The organism is Tropicimonas omnivorans (genome assembly GCF_031846565.1).
Classification (GTDB): domain Bacteria; phylum Pseudomonadota; class Alphaproteobacteria; order Rhodobacterales; family Rhodobacteraceae; genus Tropicimonas_B; species Tropicimonas_B omnivorans.
Genome location: NZ_JAVRHL010000002.1, coordinates 648,227 through 668,060, shown reverse-complemented (window position 1 = coordinate 668,060; position 19,834 = coordinate 648,227). Strand labels below are relative to the sequence as shown.

Sequence of the window (19,834 nt, the reverse complement as noted above, 5' to 3'; positions counted from 1 at the left end):
GTCATGCTGCTGCTGATCGACAACTACGACAGCTTTACCTGGAACCTCGTGCACTATCTGGGCGAGCTCGGTGCGGACGTCCGCGTGGAACGCAACGACGCGCTGGACGTGCAGGCGGCGATGCAGCTCGATCCCTCCGCCATCCTGATATCGCCCGGTCCCTGCGATCCCGATCGCGCCGGCATCTGCCTGCCGCTGATTGATGCGGCGGCGGAGGCGCGCGTTCCGCTCATGGGCGTCTGTCTCGGCCATCAGGCGATCGGGCAGGCCTTCGGCGGCCGCGTCGTCCGGTGCCACGAGATCGTCCACGGCAAGCCCGGCCTCATGCAGCACGGCGGTACCGGCGTGTTCGCAGGACTGCCGAACCCGCTCTCCGCCACGCGCTACCACTCGCTGATCGTCGATAAGGAGTCGCTGCCGGATACGCTCGAGGTTACGGCGGCGCTGGAGGACGGCACGATCATGGGCCTCGCCCACCGGGAGCTGCCGATTCACGGCGTCCAGTTCCACCCCGAAAGCATACGCTCGGACCATGGCCACGCCCTGCTCCGCAACTTCCTGAAACTTGCGGGCCTTGCCCCTGCGGAGGCCGCTTGACCGACCGAATGAAGCCCCTGATCGCCGCCGCTGCCGAGCGCGCGCTGACCCGCGCCGAGGCCGAGGAGGCCTTCACGATCCTGCTCGAGGGCGATGCGACCGCCGCGCAGATCGGCGGCCTGCTGATGGCCCTCAGGACCCGCGGCGAAGCCATCGAGGAGACCACGGCCGCCGTCGCCGTGATGCGCGCTCACTGCATCTCCGTCGCCGCGCCGGAGGGCGCGATCGACATCGTTGGCACCGGGGGCGACGGCAAGGGCACGCTCAACATCTCCACCGCGGCGGCGCTCGTGGTCGCCGGGGCCGGCGTCCCCGTGGCGAAGCATGGCAACCGGAACCTCTCTTCGAAATCGGGCTCGGCGGATGCGCTGGGGGAGCTCGGCGTCAACGTCATGGTCGGCAAGGACATCGTCGAGCGCGCGCTCTCCGAGGCCGGCATCGCCTTCATGATGGCGACGATGCACCACCCGTCGATGAAGCATGTCGGGCCGGTCCGCACGGAACTCGGGACGCGCACGATCTTCAACGTCCTGGGACCGCTCAGCAATCCCGCGGGGGTCCTGCGCCAGCTCACCGGCGCCTATTCGCGGGATCTTCTCGTGCCCATGGCGACCACGCTCGGTCAGCTCGGCTCCGAGCACGCCTGGCTCGTTCATGGCGGCGACGGGACGGACGAGCTGTCCATCGCCGGGCCGTCCTTCCTTGCGGAGCTGAAGGACGGCAAGGTGACGGAACGGATCGTCACGCCGGAGGAAGCGGGCCTGCCGGTTCACCCGTTCGAGGCGATCCTCGGCGGCACACCGCGTGAGAACGGGCGGGCGATCGTTCGTCTTCTCGACGGCGAGACCGGCGCGTATCGCGATGCGGTCCTTCTGAACGCCGCCGCGGGCCTTCTCGTCGCCGGGCGCGTCGAGACCCTCGAAGCAGGCGCCCGGATGGCCGCCGAAGCGATCGACAGCGGCGCTGCGCGTGAAAAGGCTGCCCATCTCGCCCGGATCACGACGGGCTGACCCGCAAGATGGATCGCCTCGACACGTCCCGTCTCGGCGGCTGGGCCGACCTGCCCTTCTTCAAGGAGACGCTGCCCGGGATCGAAGCCCGGCTGAGCGCGGAAGCCGGTCCCGTCTTCCCTCCGCGGGCCTCGATCTTCCGGGCGCTCGAACTCACCCCGCCGGAGCGCACCCGGGCCGTGATCCTCGGGCAGGACCCCTACCACACACGCGGCAAGGCGGACGGTCTCGCCTTTTCCATACCTCCGGGCTTCGGCGGTCGTCTCGACAGCCTCGGGAACATCCTGAAGCTCGTGGAGGCGGAGACCGGCCGTCGCCGGACCCGCACCGATCTGACCGACTGGGCTGAACAGGGCGTGCTCCTTCTGAACACCGCCCTGACCGTTCCCGAAGGCAAGGCGCAGGGTCATGCGCGTCTCGGCTGGTCCCGCCTCGTGAGCGAGGTGCTGGGCCGGCTCGATACCGCGCCCCGCGCCTTTCTTCTCTGGGGAGGACCGGCGCAGAAGATCGGCGCCCGCCTGAAGGGCCCCGATCACCTCATGTTGCCCGCGCCGCACCCGTCTCCGCTATCGGCGTATAAAGGGTTCTTCGATGCCCGCCCACTCAGCCTGACGAACGAGTGGCTCGCGCGCCGGGGAGAGGCCCCGATCGACTGGGCCGGCCCGGACGCTCCCGCAGACGTCGAGCGCGCCTGACACCTCCGCCTGCGACGCTCGAAGCGTCGTCCTCCGCCTAGACCGCGCCGGCCTGGCAAGCTACCACCGGTCACGTCCCACGCGTTCCGGAGGAGCCCGATGTCCACGATCCTCGACCGTATCAAGGCCTACAAGCTCGAAGACGTCGCCGCCCGAAAGGCGGACCGCTCCTTCGCCGAGGTCGACACCGCCGCCCGCGCGGCCTCCCCTGTCAGACCATTCGCCGATGCGCTCGAGTCCGCTTCCGCGACGGGCTACGGCCTGATCGCGGAGATCAAGAAGGCGAGCCCGTCGAAAGGTCTCATCCGCGAAGATTTCTCCCCCCGGCACCTGGCGGAGGCCTATGCCGAAGGCGGCGCCGCGTGCCTGTCCGTCCTGACCGATGGACCGTCCTTCCAGGGCTCCGACGCCCACCTCGCCGCAGCGCGGGATGCCGTATCGCTGCCCGTCCTTCGGAAGGATTTCCTCTATGACCCGTGGCAGGTCGCGGAATCCCGCGCGCTCGGAGCAGATTGCATCCTGGTCATCATGGCGACCCTGTCGGACGGCCAGGCTTCCGAACTCTGTGCTGCCGCGTTGGACTACGAAATGGACATCCTCGTCGAGGTGCATAACGCGTACGAACTTGACCGGGCCCTCGGGCTTCCATCGCGCCTGATGGGAATAAACAACCGAAATCTCAACACCTTCGAGACCTCCCTTGATGTGACGAAGTCGCTTGCGTCGAGCGTCCCGGACGACCGGATCCTCGTGACCGAGAGCGGGATCGCAACGGCGTCCGACCTCGCCGAACTTGCCGGATACCGGGCCCGCTGCTTCCTCATCGGCGAAAGCATGATGCGGCAATCCGACGTCTCCGAGGCGGCGCGCAGCCTGCTTGCGAACCCGGTGGCCGCATGAGCCTCACGCATTTCGACGACGCCGGGCGAGCGCACATGGTCGATGTCTCCGGCAAGGCCGAGACCGACCGCATCGCCGAGGCGACGGGCGTCATTCGCATGTCCCCTGAGACACTTGCGCGGGTCAACGAGGGGACGGCCAAGAAGGGTGACGTCCTCGGCGTCGCCCGTCTTGCCGGCATCATGGCCGCCAAGCGCACCGCCGATCTCATACCGCTCTGCCACCCCCTCCCGCTCGCCCGTGTCGCTCTCGACCTGACCCCGGACGACGCGCTTCCGGGGGTCCGCATCACGGCCACAGTCAAGACGACGGGCCGGACAGGTGTGGAGATGGAAGCCCTGACGGCGGTCAGCATCGCGGGCCTCACAATCTACGACATGCTCAAGGCCGCGGATCGCGCCATGGAGATCGGACAGATACGGGTAGTCCTGAAGGATGGCGGTAAATCAGGACGTTACGAGGCGGACCGCACGTGATTTCGGTTGCAGATGCCCTGAAGCATATCTTCAGCCTCGCCAGCCCGCTTCCCGCTGCCTCCGTTCCCATCTCCGAGGCCGCAGGACGGGTGCTTGCCGAGGATGTCGTGGCGGTCCGGGACCAGCCACCATTCGCCGCGTCCGCCATGGACGGGTATGCGGCGCGCGGGCCTGACGTCGCTCCGGGGGCGACCCTGAAGGTGGTCGGAGAAGCACCGGCCGGACGCATGTGGACGGGCCGCATCGAGGCGGGAGAATGCGTCCGGATCTTCACCGGCGCGCCGGTACCGGATGGCGCAGATCACGTTGTAATTCAGGAGGATACACGGCGAACCGCAGACGAAATCGAGATCCTTGCGTCGCTTGGTGACGGGGCGAACATCCGTCCTGCCGGCGGGGATTTCCGGGCGGGCGACAGGCTGACGGCGCCCCGACGTCTTACCCCCGGGGACATCGCGCTGGCCGCTTCCATGAACGCCGGAACCCTGACCGTCGCCCGGCGCCCTGCCGTGGCGCTCCTCGCCACCGGGAACGAACTCGTGGCGCCCGGCGAGGCCCCCGCGCGGGATCAGATCGTCGCGTCGAACACCTACGCCCTCAAGGCGATGTTCGAGGCGGAGGGGGCCGATGTGAGCCTCCTGCCCATTGCCAGGGATACAGCGGAGAGCCTCGACCTGAGCGTCCAGCTGGCGAAGCACGCGGACCTTCTCGTCACGGTCGGCGGGGTTTCGGTCGGCGACCACGACCTCGTCGGAGACGTGACTGAAAACCTCGGCATGGAACGCGCGTTCCACAAGGTTGCGATGCGACCCGGGAAGCCGCTCATGGCGGGCCGCCTCGGCATGACGGCGATGGTCGGGCTGCCGGGAAATCCGGTGTCCTCGATCGTTTGCGGAATGCTGTTCGTCATCCCCCTCCTCCGCGCGATGCAGGGCTTGCCGAAGGTTCAGATGACAACGGTTGCACGGCCGCTGGCGGCGGAGTTGCCGGCGAACGGACCACGAGCGCACTACATGCGGGCAAAACTTGGCGTAGACGGCACCGTTCGCGCGTTTCCCAGTCAGGACAGCTCGCTCCTGAGCATCCTCGCCGACGCCACCCACCTGATCGTGCGGCCGGAAAACGACGGACCGCGCATGGCCGGAGAGATGGTGGAAACGCTGCCCCTGTGGCCGGGAACGGCTTGACACAAAACAAGAACGATGGCAGAACATCCGCAAAGCGGCTATCTGTCGCCCACGAACAGGCTGCCCATGCTCACGAAGAAACAGCTCGACCTTCTCGACTTCATCCACAAGAGGATCCAGCGCGACGGTGTGCCGCCATCCTTCGACGAGATGAAGGATGCGCTGGAGCTCAAGTCGAAATCCGGGATCCACAGGCTGATCACGGCGCTTGAGGAACGCGGTTTCATCCGGCGGCTCGCTCATCGCGCGCGCGCTCTGGAAGTCGTCAAGCTGCCTGATTCGCTGGGCGCCTCGCGCTCCGCGCCTGCCTTGCCCGTCCGTCCCGAGACGCCCGGGTCCGTCGAGCTGGACGTGATGGGCCGGATCGCGGCCGGCGTGCCGATCGAGGCCATCAGCGAGGTCAGCCACGCGGTCGCCGTTCCTCAGGGGATGGTCGGCGCGGGTCGGCATTACGCTCTCGAAGTCCGCGGCGACTCGATGATCGATGCCGGGATCAATGACGGGGACGTGGTCGTGATCCGCGAGCAGCTGACCGCCGATAACGGCGATATCGTCGTAGCGCTCGTCGAAGGCCAGGAAGCGACGCTGAAACGGTTCCGCAAGCAGAAGGGCGCCATCGCGCTCGAAGCCGCCAATCCCGCCTACGAGACGCGGATCCTGAAGGACAACCAGGTCCAGGTTCAGGGACGGCTCGTCGGTCTGATCCGGACGTACTGATCAATCGGTCGCGGGACCCCAACGTTTCATTCCAGCGGCGCCTTCCCCGAACGCACCGGCAGGATGCCGGGCCTGGTCAGGGACCGCGCCGCTCGCGCGAGTGGGGCCTTCCGGGGCTTTCCTTGAGCAGCGCTCCGACGCCCATCCGTGAGATCTCCTCGTCGCCGCAGGGAAGGCCGCAGATGAGGCGCTCGAGCACCCAGTCCGCGCCGTTTGGAGCGGGGGATCGCGCGCATCCCGGCAGGCCGATCACGGGCCGCCCGTTTCTCAGCGTGCCGGTGAACAGAAGATTGCCCGGATCGACCGGCATACCGAAACGGCTCACCTCCCCGCCGGATCGTCTGAGAGCGTCCGGGGCGGTGTCGTGCAGGTCCGACGTCGCCGATCCGGTGAGGATGAGAGCGATATCGGCGTCGAGTCCGGCAAGGGCGTGCGCGATGGCGTCTGCCTCGTGCGGGATGTCCCTGACCTCGATGAGGCCAACCTCCAGGGCGTCCAGCCTCGATTGGACGGCAGCCCGGCCCTTCTCGTTCAGGGAGGGCTTCTGTCCCGGCACCGTGGTCAGGATCAGGGCCGCGGTCCTGAGGCGTGGAGGCGCCAGGCGAAGCGCACCGCGCCCACGGTCGCACGCCTCCTCAAGCGCCGTGTCGGGGACGGCGTAGCTGACGACCTTGACGGTCCCGACGAGCTGACCGGCGGTGACCCGCGCGAATGGGGCCAGTGTGGCGAGAGTAATGGCAGGATCGACGGCATTCAGGGCATGGATCGCCTCGGCATCCAGCTCGATCAGGCCGGGGCCCGCGGCGTTGATGTTCACCCGCCCTGTAAAAGGATCGCTGAGGCGCAGACCCGCGGCGGCAGGATCGGGAACAAGGGCAGCGGCAAGGCGGGCGGCGGCGGCATCTTCGCCGACGTCGCCGGGCTCGAGACGGGCGACCGTGAGCCGCTCGACCCCTCCCCGAAGGATGGCACGGGTGTCCTCGGCAGTGAGAACGCGACCCTTCTTCCACATCCGCAGGGCGGTCTCGGCAGGGGCCGACCCCGTCGACGCCGCCTGAGAGGGCCGCGTGTCTGCCCGAGAACGAACACCGGGAGCATCGATCGTCCCCTGCCCCTCAGCCGCGGGAGGCATGCGGTTGTCTTCGATTAGGGAACTTACAGACGGCGCGGGCTGTCGCTCGTCCGACAGCGTCAGGCGTCCACCGGCGTCACGGCCGGCCCCGCCCTCTCCCACCGCCGCGTCAGCACCGGTCGCGCCTTCCAAATCAAATGCGGCGCCCCTCCGCTCCCCACCGCCCGGGCCGGCCTCGACGGGGCATTCCACCCGCAACGAATGGGCGAGGATCGCCCCCTCGGCCGCATCTGTCCTGACCTCTCCGAACCACATCAGTCCCCCTGCCGCAGAGCGCCGGTCACCTCTGCCATGATGGAGATGGCGATCTCGGCCGGGCTTCGGGAGCCGATGTCGAGCCCGACAGGGGCGTGTATGCGCGCGAGTGCTTCCTCACCGACCTCCGGGCGGAGGCGGTCCAGGCGCTTGGCGTGGGTGCGGGTGGATCCGAGGCATCCGAGATAGAAACAGTCTGAGCGGAGAGCGGCGAGGATGGCCGGGTCGTCGATCTTGGGATCGTGTGACAGCGTGACGATTGCGGTTCGCGCATCGGGCGGGACGCGCGCCAGAACCTCGTCGGGGTAGTCGTGGGACAGCGCCTCGCCGGGGAAGCGCTCGGCGCTGCCGAACGCCTCGCGCGGATCGATCAGTTCGGGGGCATAGCCGGCGAGACGGGCCATGACGACGAGCGGCTGAGCGATGTGGACGGCGCCGACCACGACCATCCGCAGTGGCGGATTGTGGATGCCGGCAAAGGTACGCCCGTCCTCCAGAAAGCCGGACCGGTCCGCGCGGAAACGGGCCGGAAGGCCCTCCTCGTCAGAACCGGCGAGACGACGCTGACCGGCTTCGGCATCGACGAGATAGGCGGTGGGGCGGCGGGCGGCGCGGGCCTCCACAAGGTCCGACAGGAGGGAGTCCGGCAGGGTGGACCCGATCGGCTCGACGAGAACGGCGATCCGGCCGCCGCAGGCCAGTCCGACCGCGAAGGCCTCGTCATCGGAAACGCCGAACTCGAGCAGTTTGGCCTCGCGCGCCCCGGCTGCGATCATGTCCGCGGCTTCCACGACCACGGCGCCCTCGACACAGCCGCCGGAGACGGAGCCGGCGATGGCGCCGTCGCCCGAGATCGCGAGCTGACTGCCGACGGGGCGCGGCGCGGAGCCCCATGTTTCGATCACGGTCGCAAGGGCGGCGCCCCTGCCCTCGCGATGCCATGCGAGAGCGGTTTCCGGGATGTCATCGAAGGCGGGTGTCGTCATGCGGCGTCTCCTTGGCCCTCATAGCTAGGACGCGGCATGGGGGCGGACCAGCTGGCGACGACCGCTGCCGCGGGCGGCTCAGAGGCGCACGCCCCTGCGACCGGCCAGATCGGTGAAGAATTGCCATGCCACGCGCCCCGATCGGCCGCCGCGGGTCGCCTGCCATTCGATTGCCAGGGCGCGCAGCTCCTCGTCGCCGATCTCGAGATCATGGGCGTCGCAATAGCCGCGGACCATGGCAAGGTAGGCGTCCTGATCGCAGGGATGGAAGCCGAGCCACAGGCCGAAGCGGTCGCTGAGCGAGACCTTCTCCTCCACCGCCTCGCCGGGATTGATCCCGGTGGAGCGCTCGTTGTCGATCATGTCCCGCGGCATCAGGTGACGGCGGTTCGAGGTCGCGTAGAAGACGACGTTGTCGGGCCGTCCGCGAACTCCGCCGTCAAGGACCGCTTTCAGGGATTTGTAGTGCTGATCGTCATGGCTGAAGGACAGGTCGTCGCAGAAGAGGACGAAGCGCTCGGCGGCGCCATCGAGGAGCGACAGCAGGCGGCCGATGGAGGGCAGATCCTCGCGCAGCACCTCGACGAGCTTGAGCGGATGCCCCTCGTCCTCGAGCGCGCCATGGACGGCCTTCACCAGGGAGGACTTTCCCATGCCCCGGGCGCCCCAAAGAAGCGCATTGTTGGCAGGAAGGCCCTTGGCGAACTGACGGGTGTTCTTCAGAAGCGTGTCCCGCGCACGGTCGATCCCGATCAGAAGGTCCAGCGGCTGGCGGGTGACATCGGGAACGGGCAGAAGGCGCAGGTCTTCCGCCTGCCAGACGAAGGCGGAGGCCTCCGTGAAGTCCGGCTCGGCGGGTGCCGGCGGCGCCAGGCGTTCGAGGGCGGCCGCGATGCGGGTGAGTGCGTCTTCGGCGAGACCGTCCTTCGGCATGATCAGAGCTCCTCGTCCTCGCCGAGGATGCCCGCTTCCCGCAGCTCCTTCAGGCGCTTGCGCTCGACACGGGCGACCAGGAAGATGGAGATCTCGTAGAGCGAATAGACCACCGTGAAGAGGATCACCTGCGTGATGACATCCGGCGGAGTGACGAGCGCGGCGAGGACCAGGATGCCGACGACGGCATATTTGCGGACGTTTCGCAGGCCCTCGGCGGAAACGAGGCCCGCCTTGCCCATGAGGGTCAGAAGAACCGGCAGCTGGAAGCACAGACCGAAGGCGAGGATAAACTTCAGCGACAGATCGAGGCTCTCGCGGACCGAGCCGAGGAAGACCGTGCGCAACTCCTCGTTCCGCGGTGCCTCGGCGATGGCGTCCACGTTCTCTCCCGCGAGAAGGGCCGCGATCGTCGGGATCGCATCCGAAAAGCCGATGAAGAAGGACATCGCCAGCGGCGTGACGATGTAATGCGCGAAGGATGCGCCGGCGAGGAAGAGCAGCGGCGAGGCGATGATGAACGGCAGGAAGGCGTTCTTCTCGGACCGGTAGAGCCCGGGCGCGACGAAGCGCCAGAGTTGATGGGCGATCACCGGGAAGGCGAGGCCGATACCGAAGATCACCGAGATCCGCACGAGGACGAAGAACTTCTCCTGCGGTGCGGTGAAGATGAGCTGGGGATCCTCGCCGCGGGCGCGCAGCACGTCTGCGATCGGCTGCATCAGGAATTCGAGCAGGGGCTCGGCCACGGTGAAACACACGATCATCGCCACGAGGAACGCCGCAACCGCGCGAATGATGCGCGTCCGGAGCTCGGCCAGGTGCTCGATCAGCGGAGCCGCGCTGTCCTCGATCTCGTCGTCGACCTGGCTCATCCGCGTGTTCCGTCCGCTTTCTCGGGCGTCTGGGGGGCATCTGCGGGCGCGGGCTCGATGGAGGACGGGGCGGCGAAGGAGGACCCCTCGGGCAGCGCGCGTTCCTCGTCGGCCTCGGGAAGGTCCGACGCCGCCTCGGCGTCGATCCGGTCCTGGGCCTCGGTCGCGGCCGCCTCCCGCATCTGCGCCGCCTTTACCGCTCGGTCCTCGCCGTCCGAGCCGGCGGCCGACCGCGCGGCTGCCTTGCTCCCGGCGCCGGTCTTGCCGGTTTCGGCGTCATGCTCGCCGAACGGGTCGAACTTGGTCGCCTTCTTCAGCGCGTCCACGCCCATCTTCTTGGGGTTCGTCATGCTGCGCAGATCGCGCTGAACATCCTTCATGCCCGACTGGTCAGCGGCATCCTCCATGGCGGAGGTGAATTCGCGCGCCATGCGCTTCATCTTGCCCGTGAACTGACCCAGCGTGCGAAAGAGCACGGGCAGGTCCTTGGGACCCACCACGATCAGCGCGACGACGCCAATCACCAGAAGTTCGCTCCAGCCGATATCCAGCATGTCTCAGACGCCCCCCGGGACGCAGGCGAGGCTCAGACCTTGTCCCGCTCGCGCAGGGTTTCGGGGGCCGGGGTCGCATCGTGGGTCGTGGCGGCCGGGGATTCGATCCGCGTCTGCTCGGCGGTGCGGGTCTCCTCGTCATCCTCCGTGGAGCCTTCGCTCACACCCTTCTTGAAGGCCGTGATACCCTTGCCGACCTCGCCCATGAGAGCGGAGACCTTGCCGCGCCCGAAGAGCACGAGCACGACCACGGCGATCAGGATCAGGCCGGGAATACCGATATTGTTGAACATGAGCACACTCCCATCCGTGCGGGGGCGACGCCCGGTGATCCGGTGCGCCAATTGGTCGAAGTCCAGTATTACTTAAAGATTTCGCGGCCCGCTTGAAAGCGGCAAACCGCCCCGCCCCCCGGATTTTGATGAACCAGGGGGCTGGAGCGGAGCAAGATCTCTCAGGCGGCGTCCGCCCGGCGCAGTTCGGGCGCGACCTTCGAGCCCAGCGTCTCGATGGCGCGCATCATGTCGGCATGCGGGATCATGCCGATCGCCATCTGCATCGTGATCCGGTCGAAGCCGAGATCCTCGCGCAGACCGAGAATCTTATCGGTGATCTGCGCCGGCGAGCCGACGAACATGGCGCCTTCGGGGCTCATCTGCGCGTCGAACTGCGCCCGGCTCTGCGGGCCCCAGCCCCGCTCCCGGCCGATCTGGTCCATGACCTCCTTCTGCGCCGGGAAGAAGATGTCCGCCGCCTCTTGCGCATCGTCGTGCACGAACCCGTGCACGTTGAGCGACACGCGCGCCTGCGCCTCGTTGCCTTCCTCCTTCGCCGCGCGGCGATAGAGGTCCGCCAGCGGCTTGAAGCGGCGGGGCGCGCCGCCGATGATCGCGAGCGCCAGCGGCATGCCGAGCGCGCCTGCGCGAACCATGCTGGCCGGCGTCCCACCGGCCGCGATCCAGATCGGCAGCTGTCCGTGGACCGGGCGGGGATAGATACCGAGACCCTCGACGGCCTGGGTGAAATCGGTGCCCGGCCAGTTCAGCTTCTCCTGCTCGTTGATCGCCAGAAGCATGGCGAGCTTTTCCTGGAACAGGGAATCGTAATCGTTCAGATCGTAGCCGAAGAGCGGGAAGCTCTCGATGAAGCTGCCCCGCCCCACCATGAGCTCGGCCCGGCCGCCCGACAAACTGTCGAGCGTGGAATATTGCTGGAAGACCCGGACCGGATCGTCCGAGGACAGCACGGAGACCGCGGAGGAAAGGCGGATGTTCTTCGTCGTCCGGGCGGCCGCGGCGAGGGCCACGGCGGGGGCGGAGATGGCATAGTTCGGGCGGTGATGTTCGCCGAGACCGAAGAAATCGAGCCCGACCTGATCAGCGAGTTCGATCTCCTCCATGAGGTTCGACAGACGCTCCGGCGCATCGATCGGGCGCCCCGTGGCAGGCTCGATGCCGACATCGCCGAATGTGTAAAGTCCAAGTTCCATGGCCTTGTTCTCCCGTCCGAGTGTTACCCGCGAGGTGGCAACGGAAGGACGCCAAGTCCACCATCCGGGCCGCACACCACGTGTGCAGGGGCCCCGGCCGTGCTCGCGCTCCCGTGACTGGCATCGCGCTCTGCCGCCCTAACTGCACTTCAAACCAACAGGAGGAAACGACCCGATGACCCTTTCCCGCAGAACCGCCCTCTTCGCCGGCGCCGCCCTGCCGCTCGCTGCCACCTTCCACGCCGCTCCGGCCCGTGCGCAGGAGGCAGATGGGGCGTCCCGCAGCGGCCTTCCGTCCCATGCGACACTCACCGTCGGGGCGATCACCGTGACGCCGCTTCTGACCTCCACCAATGTCGGCGACGATCCGCATTCGATCTTCGGGCTGAACGTGGACGACGAGACCTTCGCCGCGGCGAGCGAGGAGCGCTTCATCCCCTCGGACCGGTCGATCAGCTTCTACCTTCCCACCGTGGTCCAGACGGACGGCAACACGATCCTCTTCGACACCGGCAACAGTGCAGACGAGATCACTGTCGCGCTCGACGCCGCTGGCATGGCCCCGTCCGATATCACCCACGTCGTCATCACCCACATGCACCCCGACCACATCCGCGGCCTGATGACGGAGGGTGGCGAGCCCGTCTTTCCGGATGCGGAGTACATCTCGGGCCGGGTCGAGGCCGAGTGGTGGGCCGAGAACCCGAACGATGCCTACGAGGCGAACATCGCCCCCCTCATCGACCGGTTCACCCTTGTGGAGGACGGCGCCGAAATCGCCCCCGGCATCACCGCCATGGCCGCGTTCGGCCATACGCCCGGCCACATGACCTACATGATCGAGAGCGAGGATACCCGCCTTCTCCTCATGGCCGACGTGGCGAACCACTACGTCTGGTCAGTCGGACATCCCGACTGGGAGGTGCGGTACGACCAGGACAAGGAGATGGCGGCCGAGACGCGCCGCCGGGTGCTCGGCATGGCCGCCGAGGAGCGTTTCCCCGTCCTCGGCTATCACATGCCCTTCCCCGGGGTGGGCTTCATCGAGGTCGACGGCGACGGCTTCCGCTTCGTGCCTCACACCTATCAGCTCTCGTTCTGAGGCAGATGAGCGCCGGCCAGACGCGGCCGGCGCTCCTTCGAGCTGTTCATCCCGCCGGGCTCTTCAGATCGAGGACGGCCCGGACCCGGAGCCAGCGCCCCGGCTTGCCGGAAACACGAAGCAGCGGTCCCGCCGCAGCGTCAGCCACAGGGGCGTCCCGGCCGCCGGCAGGAAGACATTCGGCACCGTCGCCTTCACGACCTGCCCATCCGTCTCCATCCGGAACTCCACGAGGCTCTCGCGCCCGGTGAACCGTGCCCTGAGCACCCGCGCGCGCGCCGCCACGCCCTGCTGCGGCGTCGCAGCGGGGCCCCTGCCATCCCGGTCGAAATCGATCCCGAGATGCTGCGGCCGGATGACGATCTCCACCTCGGCCCCATCCGCATGGCCGGGGGTCAGGAAGGCGCCGAACGGCGTTTCCGTCAGGGCGCCGCGGCTGACGCCCCGCACCACGTTGATATCGGAGAAGAACGCCGCCGCGGCCCGGTCCACCGGCGCGGTGTAGATGTTGTAGGGTGCGCCGCTCTGCACGATTCGCCCATCCCGCATCAGGGCGATCTCGTCGGCCATGCGCATCGCCTCGTCGGGCTCGTGCGTCACCAGCAGGACCGCCGTTCCCTCCTCCTTCAGAAGCGACAGCGTCTCGTCCCGGATCCCGTCCCTCAGGCGATTGTCGAGGCCGGAGAAGGGCTCGTCCATCAGCATCACCCGCGGCCGCGGCGCCAGCGCACGGGCCAGCGCCACGCGCTGCTGCTCCCCGCCCGAAAGCTCGTGCGGCCAGCTGTCGTGGAAGCGGGAGAGGCCCACCCGCTCCAGAAGCTCGCCGATCCGGGCCCCGTTCGCCGCGGCGCCGCCCTTGAGGCCGAAGGCGACGTTGTCCGCCACCTTCAGGTGCGGAAAGAGAGCGAAGTCCTGGAACATCAGCCCGACCGACCGTCGCTCCGGCGGAACGAAGGTGGCGCCGGACGCCGCGACCTGCCCGCCTAGGCGAACCTCGCCCGCATCCTGCCGGTCCACCCCCGCCGCGATCCGGAGCGTCGTCGACTTGCCGCAGCCGGAGGGCCCGAGGAGGCACAAGACCTCCCCCGTCGAGATGCTGAGCGAAACGCCCCGGACCACCTCGCGGCCGTCGAATGAGCGTCGGATCCCGCTGAGTTCGAGGCGTGGAGAGGGCCCCGCCCGCCGGGTCTCGTCTTCGGTCGGTGCCACTTTCATGCGCTTAAATCTGATGATTTCTCTCGGTTTTGCAGCGCCTTGCTAGCAGCCGCCCCCGGTGCAGGCAAGGCGCCACGGCACATTGGCAATGCCCTCCGAACCCCCTAGCTAGGCCCCGATGAGCCGTGATTTCGCCTCCCAGCCCCCCGACGACGAACGGGACCTTTCCGCCTCGGCGGAGGGCAAGCGCGGGATGCGGGTCATCCGGGACGCCGCACCTTATATCTGGCCCCGGGACAACACGTCCCTGAAGGTGCGCACCGTCGCCGCGCTCGCCGTGCTCATCGTCGCGAAGCTGGTCGCCGTCGGAACGCCGTTGATCTACAAGTCGGCGGTGGATGCGCTTGCCGGCGACACGCCGCAGGATGCCGGGATGCTTCTCGCGCTCGGCGCCATCGGCCTCACCCTCGCCTACGGCACGGCGCGCCTTCTCGGTACCGCCTTCACGCAGCTGAGGGACATGCTGTTCGCCCGCGTCGCGCAGAACGGCCTGCGCCGGCTGGGCCTGCGCACGTTCCGGCATATCCACCGGATGTCGCTGCGGTATCACATGGAGCGACGCACCGGGGCACTGTCGCGGATCATGGACCGCGGGGTGAAGGGGGTGGCGTTCCTCCTGCGCTTCCTCGTCTTCTCGATCGGGCCGCTCATCTTCGAACTGGCGCTGATCTGCATCATCCTCACCACGCTCTTCGACGCGCGCTTCCTTCTCGTGATGGGTGTCGTTCTCGCCGCCTATGTCGCCTTCACCTTCATCATCACCGAATGGCGCGTGAAGATCAGGCGGGAGATGAACCGGCAGGACAACGCCGCGAGCCAGAGCGCGATAGACAGCCTGCTGAACTTCGAGACCGTCAAGTATTTCGGTGCGGAGACCCGCGAGGCCACGCGCTACGACACCGCGATGGCCGCCTACGAGGGCGCCGCGCTGAAAACGACCTATTCCCTCGGCGCGATCAATGTCGGCCAGGCGCTGATCGTGAACGCCGGCCTCGTGACCGGGATGGCGATGGCCGCGCGGGGCGTCTCCACGGGGGAGATGACGGTTGGCGATTTCGTCATGGTCAACTCGTACATGCTCCAGGTCATCATGCCGCTGAACTTCCTCGGCAGCGTCTATCGGGAGATCCGTCAGGCCCTCGTGGATATGGGCCAGATGTTCGACCTGCTCGACCACGAATCCGAGGTGACGGACAGCCCCGGCGCGCGCTCCCTGGAGATCTCGGGCGGCCGGGTCCGGTTCGAAGGGGTCCACTTTGCCTACGATCCGGGCCGCCCGATCCTGCAGGGGATCGACCTGGAGATCCCGCCCGGCGGTACCCTGGCCGTGGTCGGCCCGAGCGGCGCCGGCAAGAGCACCCTCGCGCGCCTTCTGTTCCGCTTCTACGACCCCGGCGCGGGCCGCATCACCATCGATGGCCAGGATCTGAGGAACATCACCCAGAAGAGCCTCCGGGCCGCCCTTGGCGTCGTTCCCCAGGACACGGTCCTCTTCAACGACACGATCGGCTACAACATCGCCTATGGCCGCGAGGGCGCCGGCATGGACGAGGTGGAGAAGGCGGCGCGCGAGGCGGGACTGCACGATTTCATCGCCTCCCTGCCAGAGGGCTACGACACCCGCGTCGGCGAGCGCGGCCTGAAGCTCTCCGGCGGTGAGAAGCAGCGCGTCGGAATCGCGCGGACGTTGCTGAAGGATCCCCCGATCCTGATCCTCGACGAGGCGACCAGCGCGCTCGACACCCATACCGAGCTTCAGATCCGCCGCTCGTTGGCGCGGGCCGGCGAAGGGCGCAGCGTGATGATCGTCGCTCACCGCCTCTCCACCATCGCCCATGCCGATCGCATCGTGGTGCTGAACCACGGCCGGGTGATCGAAGCTGGCAGTCACGAAATGCTGCTCGCCAAGGGCGGGCATTACGCCGAGATGTGGGCGGCGCAGGATGCCGGCGCGTCGGACGACACGGAGACGGAGGAAGCGCACGCCTGACAGCGCGGGCTCCTCTCCTGCTTCCGCCCCCAACTCCGGGGGGCAGTTCCGTTCAGTTCAGGTAGGTCCCCGGATCCACCGCCTCGACGCCCTTGCGAACCTCGAAGTGCAGGAAGGACGGGCTCGCCGCGCGGACCTTGGCGATGGTCTGGCCACGGCTCACCGTGTCGCCCTTCTGGACCTCCAGCTGGTCGACATTGGCATAGACCGTGAGCAGCCCGCCCGAATGACGGATCACGATGATCGGAACCTGGTCGGTATCCTGCGTGATCGCGGCGACGGTCCCGCTGTCGGCCGCCTTCACCGCCGCTCCGGCGGGGGCGGAGATGTCGATCCCGTCGTTCTTTCCCTTCGCGAAATCGCGGATGACGCTGCCGGCGACGGGACGGGCCATCTGCGCAGCGCTCTCCTCGCTCGCGAACTGGTCCATCTTGGGAGAGGCGGGCGTGGCTTCGGGCGCAGGTTTCGCGGCGGCCGGCTTCTCTTCCTGCGGCAGCGGCTTCGCGGCCGAGGGGGGCGTCGGCGTCGGGGACCCCTCTCCCGGACGGGACACGGCGGCGGCCTGAGGTGCAGCGCCGACGGCAACCGGGATCATCAGGAACTGGCCTTCGCGCACGGTCAGATTGCCATCGAGCCCGTTCCAGGAGGCAAGATCGGAGACCGAGACGTTGTAGCGCCGCGCAATGGAATAGGCCGTCTCGCCGCGCTGAACGCGGTGACGGACCGGCTCTTTCCCGGTTTGCGTCTGCGCAGGGGCCGAGACCTGCGTCGGTGCCGCTCCGGGGGCGGAGATCGTGGCCCCGGCCGGCGCATTGCTCTCGGCGCGGTCGATGGCGTTGCCGGCCAGCGTCGTGACCTGCACCGGAGCGGCCGCCGAGATCGCACCCGTCTGCCCGCCTGCGCCAACGGAGGAGGCCGCCACGCGCCGCGGCAGGGCGAGGACCGCGCCGGGGTTCATCACCGCATCCTGCGGCACGCCGTTATAATCGGCCAGCTCCTGGGCCGGCAGACCCACCCGCTGCGCAACGGCGCCCACGGTATCGCCGCGCCGCGCGACGGCCATCTGGTAGGAGGGATAGGAAATGATGCCGCGGGCATCCGGGTCCGGTCGTGGCGCAACCGTCGCGGCCCGCGTTGTCTCGGCGCCGCCGTTGCGGCCTGCACCACCGCCGCCGAACATCTCGAGCGGGCCCTGTTCCCCGCAGGCGCCGAGCGCCACCACGAGTGCGCCGAGCGCCACGCTTCTCAGAGGGTGCCTCATAACCCCGTCACTCCTCGATCCGCCGGGACGCCTTCGATCCGCGCCCTCTTGTTTTCCATCAACTGCCGCCTGGCGGCTGTCCCCGACCGGGCGACGTCCCGCCCGGCATTCCTTGACGCCCGCCCGGAGGCGGACGAGGCGCCTGCCGTCACTCGCGCCCCAGCCCCTCTAGGAGCGGCACGAAGCGCACCGGCAGCATTTCGTCGTACTCGTAGCCATCCTCGGTCCGGCGAACGCGGATCAGAGTCTGCACGGCGTCGGACTGCCCCACCGGCAGCACCATGATACCCCCGATCCGCAATTGGGCCAAGAGCGGACCCGGCGGGTCTTCCGCCGCGGCGGTGACCAGGATGCGGTCGAAGGGGGCGTGGTCCGGCAGACCGTGAGAGCCGTCTCCGGTGAAGGTGGTGACATTTGTCAGGCCCATCGTCACGAAGATCTGCTCGGCGGAAGCGACAAGCCGCCGAAAGCGGTCCACCGTGTAGACCCGCCGCGCCAGCCGCGCGAGGACGGCGGCCTGGTATCCGGAGCCGGTGCCGATCTCCAGCACCTTGTCACGCGGGCCGACCTCGAGCGCCTGGGTCATCAGCCCCACGATCGAGGGCTGGCTGATGGTCTGCCCGCAGGCGATGGGCAACGGCGTGTCGTCATAGGCGCGGTCCGCGAAGGTGCCGCGGATGAACAGGCCGCGATCGGTCGCTTCCATCGCCGACAGGACGCGCGCATCCCGCACCCCGCGCTGACGCAGCGCGAAGAGGAAGCGCATCTTCTGTTCGGCCACCTCGTCCGGACTGGTCACGTCCGCCTCTCCCTCGTTACTTGAGTGCCGCCGACAGCGGCTCGACGGCATCGTGCGCCGTGAGGTCGGCCCGCATCGGCGTGACCGTGATGTAGTTCTCGCGGTTCAGCGTGGCATCGGTCTCCGGACCGCTGTCCACGTCCTGCCGCGCGCCGCGCACCCACAAAAAGCGCCGCCCGCCGGGGGAGACGCTGGCATCCATGCCGAACCCGTCGCCCGGACGGCGCCCCTGGATGGCCGCGCGGGTGCCGGCGACATCGGACGCCGCACAGGGCGGAAAATTGACGTTGTAGAAGGTGGTATAGCCCCCCTCCTCGCCCAGGCGCCACTGGTCCGCGGCGAGGAGCTTCCGCACGACGTCGGCGCCATGGACGGCCGCCGCCTCGAACGGATCATCCAGATCCTTCGTGCCGGCGCCGAGATACTGCGACAGGGCGATGGCCGGGATGCCGTGCAACGCTGCCTCCATCGCGCCGCCGAGCGTGCCCGAATAGACGGCGTTCTCGGCGGAGTTGTTGCCCCGGTTCACGCCCGACAGGACGAGATCCGGTTTCTCGCCGCCGAGGACGTCGAAGATGCCGGCGAGCACGCAGTCGGCCGGGGAGCCTTCCGCGGCGAAGCGCCGCGGGGCCAGTTCGGCGATCATGGTGGGGTGGGTGTAGCTGATGCAGTGGGCGACGCCCGACTGCTCGAAGGCCGGCGCGACGCACCAGACCTCACCGCCCTCACCCGCGATCTCGGCGGCGATCCGTTCCAGTACGGCGAGACCCGGCGCGTTGATGCCGTCGTCGTTGGTGACCAAAATACGCATGAGGGCTCCTTGCGATCCGGGGCCCTGCTTAGACAAGCACCGCCCGAGCGACAAGCCAGAGCGGGTGGTGCATCCTGTCTCAGGACCGGCCGAGGATCTCCGGCAGGAGCCGCCGCGCCTCGTCCGCGCAGGATGCGAGGGCCCCGCGATCCTCGCCCGGGAAGAAGCGCGCGCGCAGGGCCGTCGCCATCGGCCGGGCGGCCAGCATCGCGACGGCGGGCCCGGTCCGCTGCGTCTCGGCGGCCCAGGAGGCGACGAGGGCGGATTGCGCGGCCTTGGTCGCGCCGTAGGCCCCGAAGAACGGCTGTCCGGCGCGGGGATCGTCGAAGAAAACCGCCCGCCCGGCGCGCGCGGTGAGAAGCGGTGAGACGTAGGCCACGAGACGCCGGGTCGCCTCGGAATTGACCTTCCAGCTCAGCTCCCAGTCCTTCGCGGCGATCATCTGCGCCGGGCCGAGGGGGGCGGCATGGATCGCGGTATGCGCCCAGAGGTCCAGCCCGCCCCAGCGATCATGGATCGACCGGCACATATGCTGCATCGCGCCGTCATCGGTGACGTCGAGGGGCGCCAGCGTGGCGGTGCCCCCGGCGGACTGGATGCGGTCGTCGAGATCCTCGAGCCCGCCCACGGTCCGCGCCACGGCCATGACGTGATGGGTGGGGGCGAGCGCCTCGGCGACGGCAAATCCAAGCCCCCGGCTGGCACCGGTGACAAGGGCGAGAGGTTTGCGGGTGGTGGGGTCATCGCTCATGGCGGCTCAAGTGCCGCGAAGCGGCGGCAGGGTCAACAGCGCCCCGAGGGCCAGGGCGACGATGCCGCTCCGAAGGGTCCGGCGCGCCGGACCCCTGCC

General features: G+C 68.4%; 21 protein-coding genes. 9 read left to right on the top strand and 12 right to left on the bottom strand.

All coding sequences use genetic code 11. The features are described from left to right. The first annotated feature begins 3 nt into the window (after positions 1-3). The 7 genes from RM543_RS08520 (at position 4) to lexA (ending at position 5,582) form a co-directional block, all read left to right on the top strand. Positions 4-597 carry an anthranilate synthase component II gene (locus RM543_RS08520; protein WP_311690559.1) on the top strand — a complete coding sequence of 198 codons (594 nt, stop codon included), beginning with the start codon at positions 4-6 and terminating at the stop codon, positions 595-597. Further along, positions 594-1,607: an anthranilate phosphoribosyltransferase gene (gene trpD, locus RM543_RS08515; RefSeq protein ID WP_311690557.1), complete on the top strand. Its 1,014-nt coding sequence runs from the start codon at positions 594-596 to the stop codon at positions 1,605-1,607. Before RM543_RS08520 ends, trpD begins: the two co-directional genes overlap by 4 nt. Before the next feature lie 8 nt (positions 1,608-1,615). Next, complete coding sequence (locus tag RM543_RS08510) at positions 1,616-2,302, top strand: uracil-DNA glycosylase (RefSeq protein WP_311690555.1); 687 nt, start codon at positions 1,616-1,618, stop codon at positions 2,300-2,302. Between the two features lie 99 nt (positions 2,303-2,401). Next, positions 2,402-3,202: an indole-3-glycerol phosphate synthase TrpC gene (gene trpC / locus RM543_RS08505; RefSeq protein ID WP_311690553.1), complete on the top strand. Its 801-nt coding sequence runs from the start codon at positions 2,402-2,404 to the stop codon at positions 3,200-3,202. Then, a complete protein-coding gene (moaC, locus tag RM543_RS08500) occupies positions 3,199-3,678 on the top strand; it encodes a cyclic pyranopterin monophosphate synthase MoaC (protein WP_311690551.1) in 480 nt (159 codons plus the stop codon). Before trpC ends, moaC begins: the two co-directional genes overlap by 4 nt. Then, the gene (locus RM543_RS08495) at positions 3,675-4,865 is read left to right on the top strand and encodes a molybdopterin molybdotransferase MoeA (RefSeq protein ID WP_311690549.1); all 1,191 of its coding nucleotides are present in this window, start codon (positions 3,675-3,677) and stop codon (positions 4,863-4,865) included. Before moaC ends, RM543_RS08495 begins: the two co-directional genes overlap by 4 nt. 66 nt (positions 4,866-4,931) lie before the next feature. Continuing rightward, positions 4,932-5,582, top strand: coding sequence for a transcriptional repressor LexA (gene lexA / locus RM543_RS08490; protein ID WP_311690547.1), 651 nt, complete (start codon positions 4,932-4,934; stop codon positions 5,580-5,582). A gap of 76 nt (positions 5,583-5,658) precedes the next feature. Here lexA and RM543_RS08485 read toward each other — a convergent pair whose 3' ends face one another. The 7 genes from RM543_RS08485 to RM543_RS08455 all read right to left on the bottom strand — a co-directional run bounded on the left by RM543_RS08485 (position 5,659) and on the right by RM543_RS08455 (position 11,806). After that, complete coding sequence (locus tag RM543_RS08485; RefSeq protein ID WP_311690545.1) at positions 5,659-6,594, bottom strand: molybdopterin-binding protein; 936 nt, start codon at positions 6,592-6,594, stop codon at positions 5,659-5,661. Positions 6,595-6,968: 374 nt separating this feature from the next. Next, positions 6,969-7,955 (bottom strand): XdhC family protein, encoded by a 987-nt coding sequence (locus RM543_RS08480; RefSeq protein WP_311690543.1) that lies wholly within the window; start codon positions 7,953-7,955, stop codon positions 6,969-6,971. Positions 7,956-8,033: 78 nt separating this feature from the next. Further along, complete coding sequence (locus RM543_RS08475) at positions 8,034-8,888, bottom strand: ATP-binding protein (protein WP_311690541.1); 855 nt, start codon at positions 8,886-8,888, stop codon at positions 8,034-8,036. 2 nt (positions 8,889-8,890) lie between these two features. Next, a complete protein-coding gene (gene tatC, locus RM543_RS08470; RefSeq protein WP_311690539.1) occupies positions 8,891-9,763 on the bottom strand; it encodes a twin-arginine translocase subunit TatC in 873 nt (290 codons plus the stop codon). Continuing rightward, positions 9,760-10,317 (bottom strand): Sec-independent protein translocase protein TatB, encoded by a 558-nt coding sequence (gene tatB / locus RM543_RS08465; protein ID WP_311690537.1) that lies wholly within the window; start codon positions 10,315-10,317, stop codon positions 9,760-9,762. Before tatB ends, tatC begins: the two co-directional genes overlap by 4 nt. A gap of 32 nt (positions 10,318-10,349) precedes the next feature. After that, positions 10,350-10,610 carry a twin-arginine translocase TatA/TatE family subunit gene (locus tag RM543_RS08460; protein ID WP_311690535.1) on the bottom strand — a complete coding sequence of 87 codons (261 nt, stop codon included), beginning with the start codon at positions 10,608-10,610 and terminating at the stop codon, positions 10,350-10,352. A gap of 161 nt (positions 10,611-10,771) precedes the next feature. Further along, positions 10,772-11,806, bottom strand: coding sequence for an Atu2307/SP_0267 family LLM class monooxygenase (locus tag RM543_RS08455; protein ID WP_311690533.1), 1,035 nt, complete (start codon positions 11,804-11,806; stop codon positions 10,772-10,774). Positions 11,807-11,981: 175 nt separating this feature from the next. Here RM543_RS08455 and RM543_RS08450 point away from each other — a divergent pair, with 175 nt between their 5' ends. Beyond that, positions 11,982-12,908 carry an MBL fold metallo-hydrolase gene (locus tag RM543_RS08450; protein ID WP_311690531.1) on the top strand — a complete coding sequence of 309 codons (927 nt, stop codon included), beginning with the start codon at positions 11,982-11,984 and terminating at the stop codon, positions 12,906-12,908. Positions 12,909-12,971: 63 nt separating this feature from the next. On the opposite strand, the gene RM543_RS08445 is transcribed toward RM543_RS08450, so the two are convergent. Further along, positions 12,972-14,123, bottom strand: coding sequence for an ABC transporter ATP-binding protein (locus RM543_RS08445; RefSeq protein WP_311690529.1), 1,152 nt, complete (start codon positions 14,121-14,123; stop codon positions 12,972-12,974). A gap of 118 nt (positions 14,124-14,241) precedes the next feature. Between RM543_RS08445 and RM543_RS08440 the strand changes: the two genes are divergently transcribed. Then, positions 14,242-16,113 carry an ABCB family ABC transporter ATP-binding protein/permease gene (locus RM543_RS08440; protein ID WP_311690527.1) on the top strand — a complete coding sequence of 624 codons (1,872 nt, stop codon included), beginning with the start codon at positions 14,242-14,244 and terminating at the stop codon, positions 16,111-16,113. Positions 16,114-16,165: 52 nt separating this feature from the next. On the opposite strand, the gene RM543_RS08435 is transcribed toward RM543_RS08440, so the two are convergent. The 4 genes from RM543_RS08435 to RM543_RS08420 form a co-directional block, all read right to left on the bottom strand. Next, complete coding sequence (locus tag RM543_RS08435) at positions 16,166-17,374, bottom strand: peptidoglycan DD-metalloendopeptidase family protein (RefSeq protein WP_311690525.1); 1,209 nt, start codon at positions 17,372-17,374, stop codon at positions 16,166-16,168. Between the two features lie 148 nt (positions 17,375-17,522). Further along, positions 17,523-18,173, bottom strand: a complete 651-nt coding sequence (locus RM543_RS08430; protein WP_116082786.1) for a protein-L-isoaspartate(D-aspartate) O-methyltransferase — start codon at positions 18,171-18,173, stop codon at positions 17,523-17,525. Between the two features lie 16 nt (positions 18,174-18,189). Beyond that, complete coding sequence (gene surE / locus RM543_RS08425; RefSeq protein ID WP_311690521.1) at positions 18,190-18,984, bottom strand: 5'/3'-nucleotidase SurE; 795 nt, start codon at positions 18,982-18,984, stop codon at positions 18,190-18,192. 79 nt (positions 18,985-19,063) lie between these two features. Next, a complete protein-coding gene (locus tag RM543_RS08420) occupies positions 19,064-19,735 on the bottom strand; it encodes an SDR family oxidoreductase (protein ID WP_311690520.1) in 672 nt (223 codons plus the stop codon). Positions 19,736-19,834: the final 99 nt, after the last annotated feature.

What these genes read in the sequence shown, in the direction of transcription:
- RM543_RS08520 (WP_311690559.1), top strand. Translation starts at nt 4, where the DNA reads ATGCTGCTGCTGATCGACAACTACGACAGCTTTACCTGGAACCTCGTG.
- RM543_RS08510 (WP_311690555.1), top strand. Translation starts at nt 1,616, where the DNA reads ATGGATCGCCTCGACACGTCCCGTCTCGGCGGCTGGGCCGACCTGCCC.
- trpC (WP_311690553.1), top strand. Translation starts at nt 2,402, where the DNA reads ATGTCCACGATCCTCGACCGTATCAAGGCCTACAAGCTCGAAGACGTC.
- moaC (WP_311690551.1), top strand. Translation starts at nt 3,199, where the DNA reads ATGAGCCTCACGCATTTCGACGACGCCGGGCGAGCGCACATGGTCGAT.
- lexA (WP_311690547.1), top strand. Translation starts at nt 4,932, where the DNA reads ATGCTCACGAAGAAACAGCTCGACCTTCTCGACTTCATCCACAAGAGG.
- RM543_RS08485 (WP_311690545.1), bottom strand. Translation starts at nt 6,594, where the DNA reads ATGTGGAAGAAGGGTCGCGTTCTCACTGCCGAGGACACCCGTGCCATC.
- RM543_RS08480 (WP_311690543.1), bottom strand. Translation starts at nt 7,955, where the DNA reads ATGACGACACCCGCCTTCGATGACATCCCGGAAACCGCTCTCGCATGG.
- RM543_RS08475 (WP_311690541.1), bottom strand. Translation starts at nt 8,888, where the DNA reads ATGCCGAAGGACGGTCTCGCCGAAGACGCACTCACCCGCATCGCGGCC.
- tatC (WP_311690539.1), bottom strand. Translation starts at nt 9,763, where the DNA reads ATGAGCCAGGTCGACGACGAGATCGAGGACAGCGCGGCTCCGCTGATC.
- tatB (WP_311690537.1), bottom strand. Translation starts at nt 10,317, where the DNA reads ATGCTGGATATCGGCTGGAGCGAACTTCTGGTGATTGGCGTCGTCGCG.
- RM543_RS08460 (WP_311690535.1), bottom strand. Translation starts at nt 10,610, where the DNA reads ATGTTCAACAATATCGGTATTCCCGGCCTGATCCTGATCGCCGTGGTC.
- RM543_RS08455 (WP_311690533.1), bottom strand. Translation starts at nt 11,806, where the DNA reads ATGGAACTTGGACTTTACACATTCGGCGATGTCGGCATCGAGCCTGCC.
- RM543_RS08450 (WP_311690531.1), top strand. Translation starts at nt 11,982, where the DNA reads ATGACCCTTTCCCGCAGAACCGCCCTCTTCGCCGGCGCCGCCCTGCCG.
- RM543_RS08445 (WP_311690529.1), bottom strand. Translation starts at nt 14,123, where the DNA reads ATGAAAGTGGCACCGACCGAAGACGAGACCCGGCGGGCGGGGCCCTCT.
- RM543_RS08440 (WP_311690527.1), top strand. Translation starts at nt 14,242, where the DNA reads ATGAGCCGTGATTTCGCCTCCCAGCCCCCCGACGACGAACGGGACCTT.
- RM543_RS08435 (WP_311690525.1), bottom strand. Translation starts at nt 17,374, where the DNA reads ATGAGGCACCCTCTGAGAAGCGTGGCGCTCGGCGCACTCGTGGTGGCG.
- surE (WP_311690521.1), bottom strand. Translation starts at nt 18,984, where the DNA reads ATGCGTATTTTGGTCACCAACGACGACGGCATCAACGCGCCGGGTCTC.
- RM543_RS08420 (WP_311690520.1), bottom strand. Translation starts at nt 19,735, where the DNA reads ATGAGCGATGACCCCACCACCCGCAAACCTCTCGCCCTTGTCACCGGT.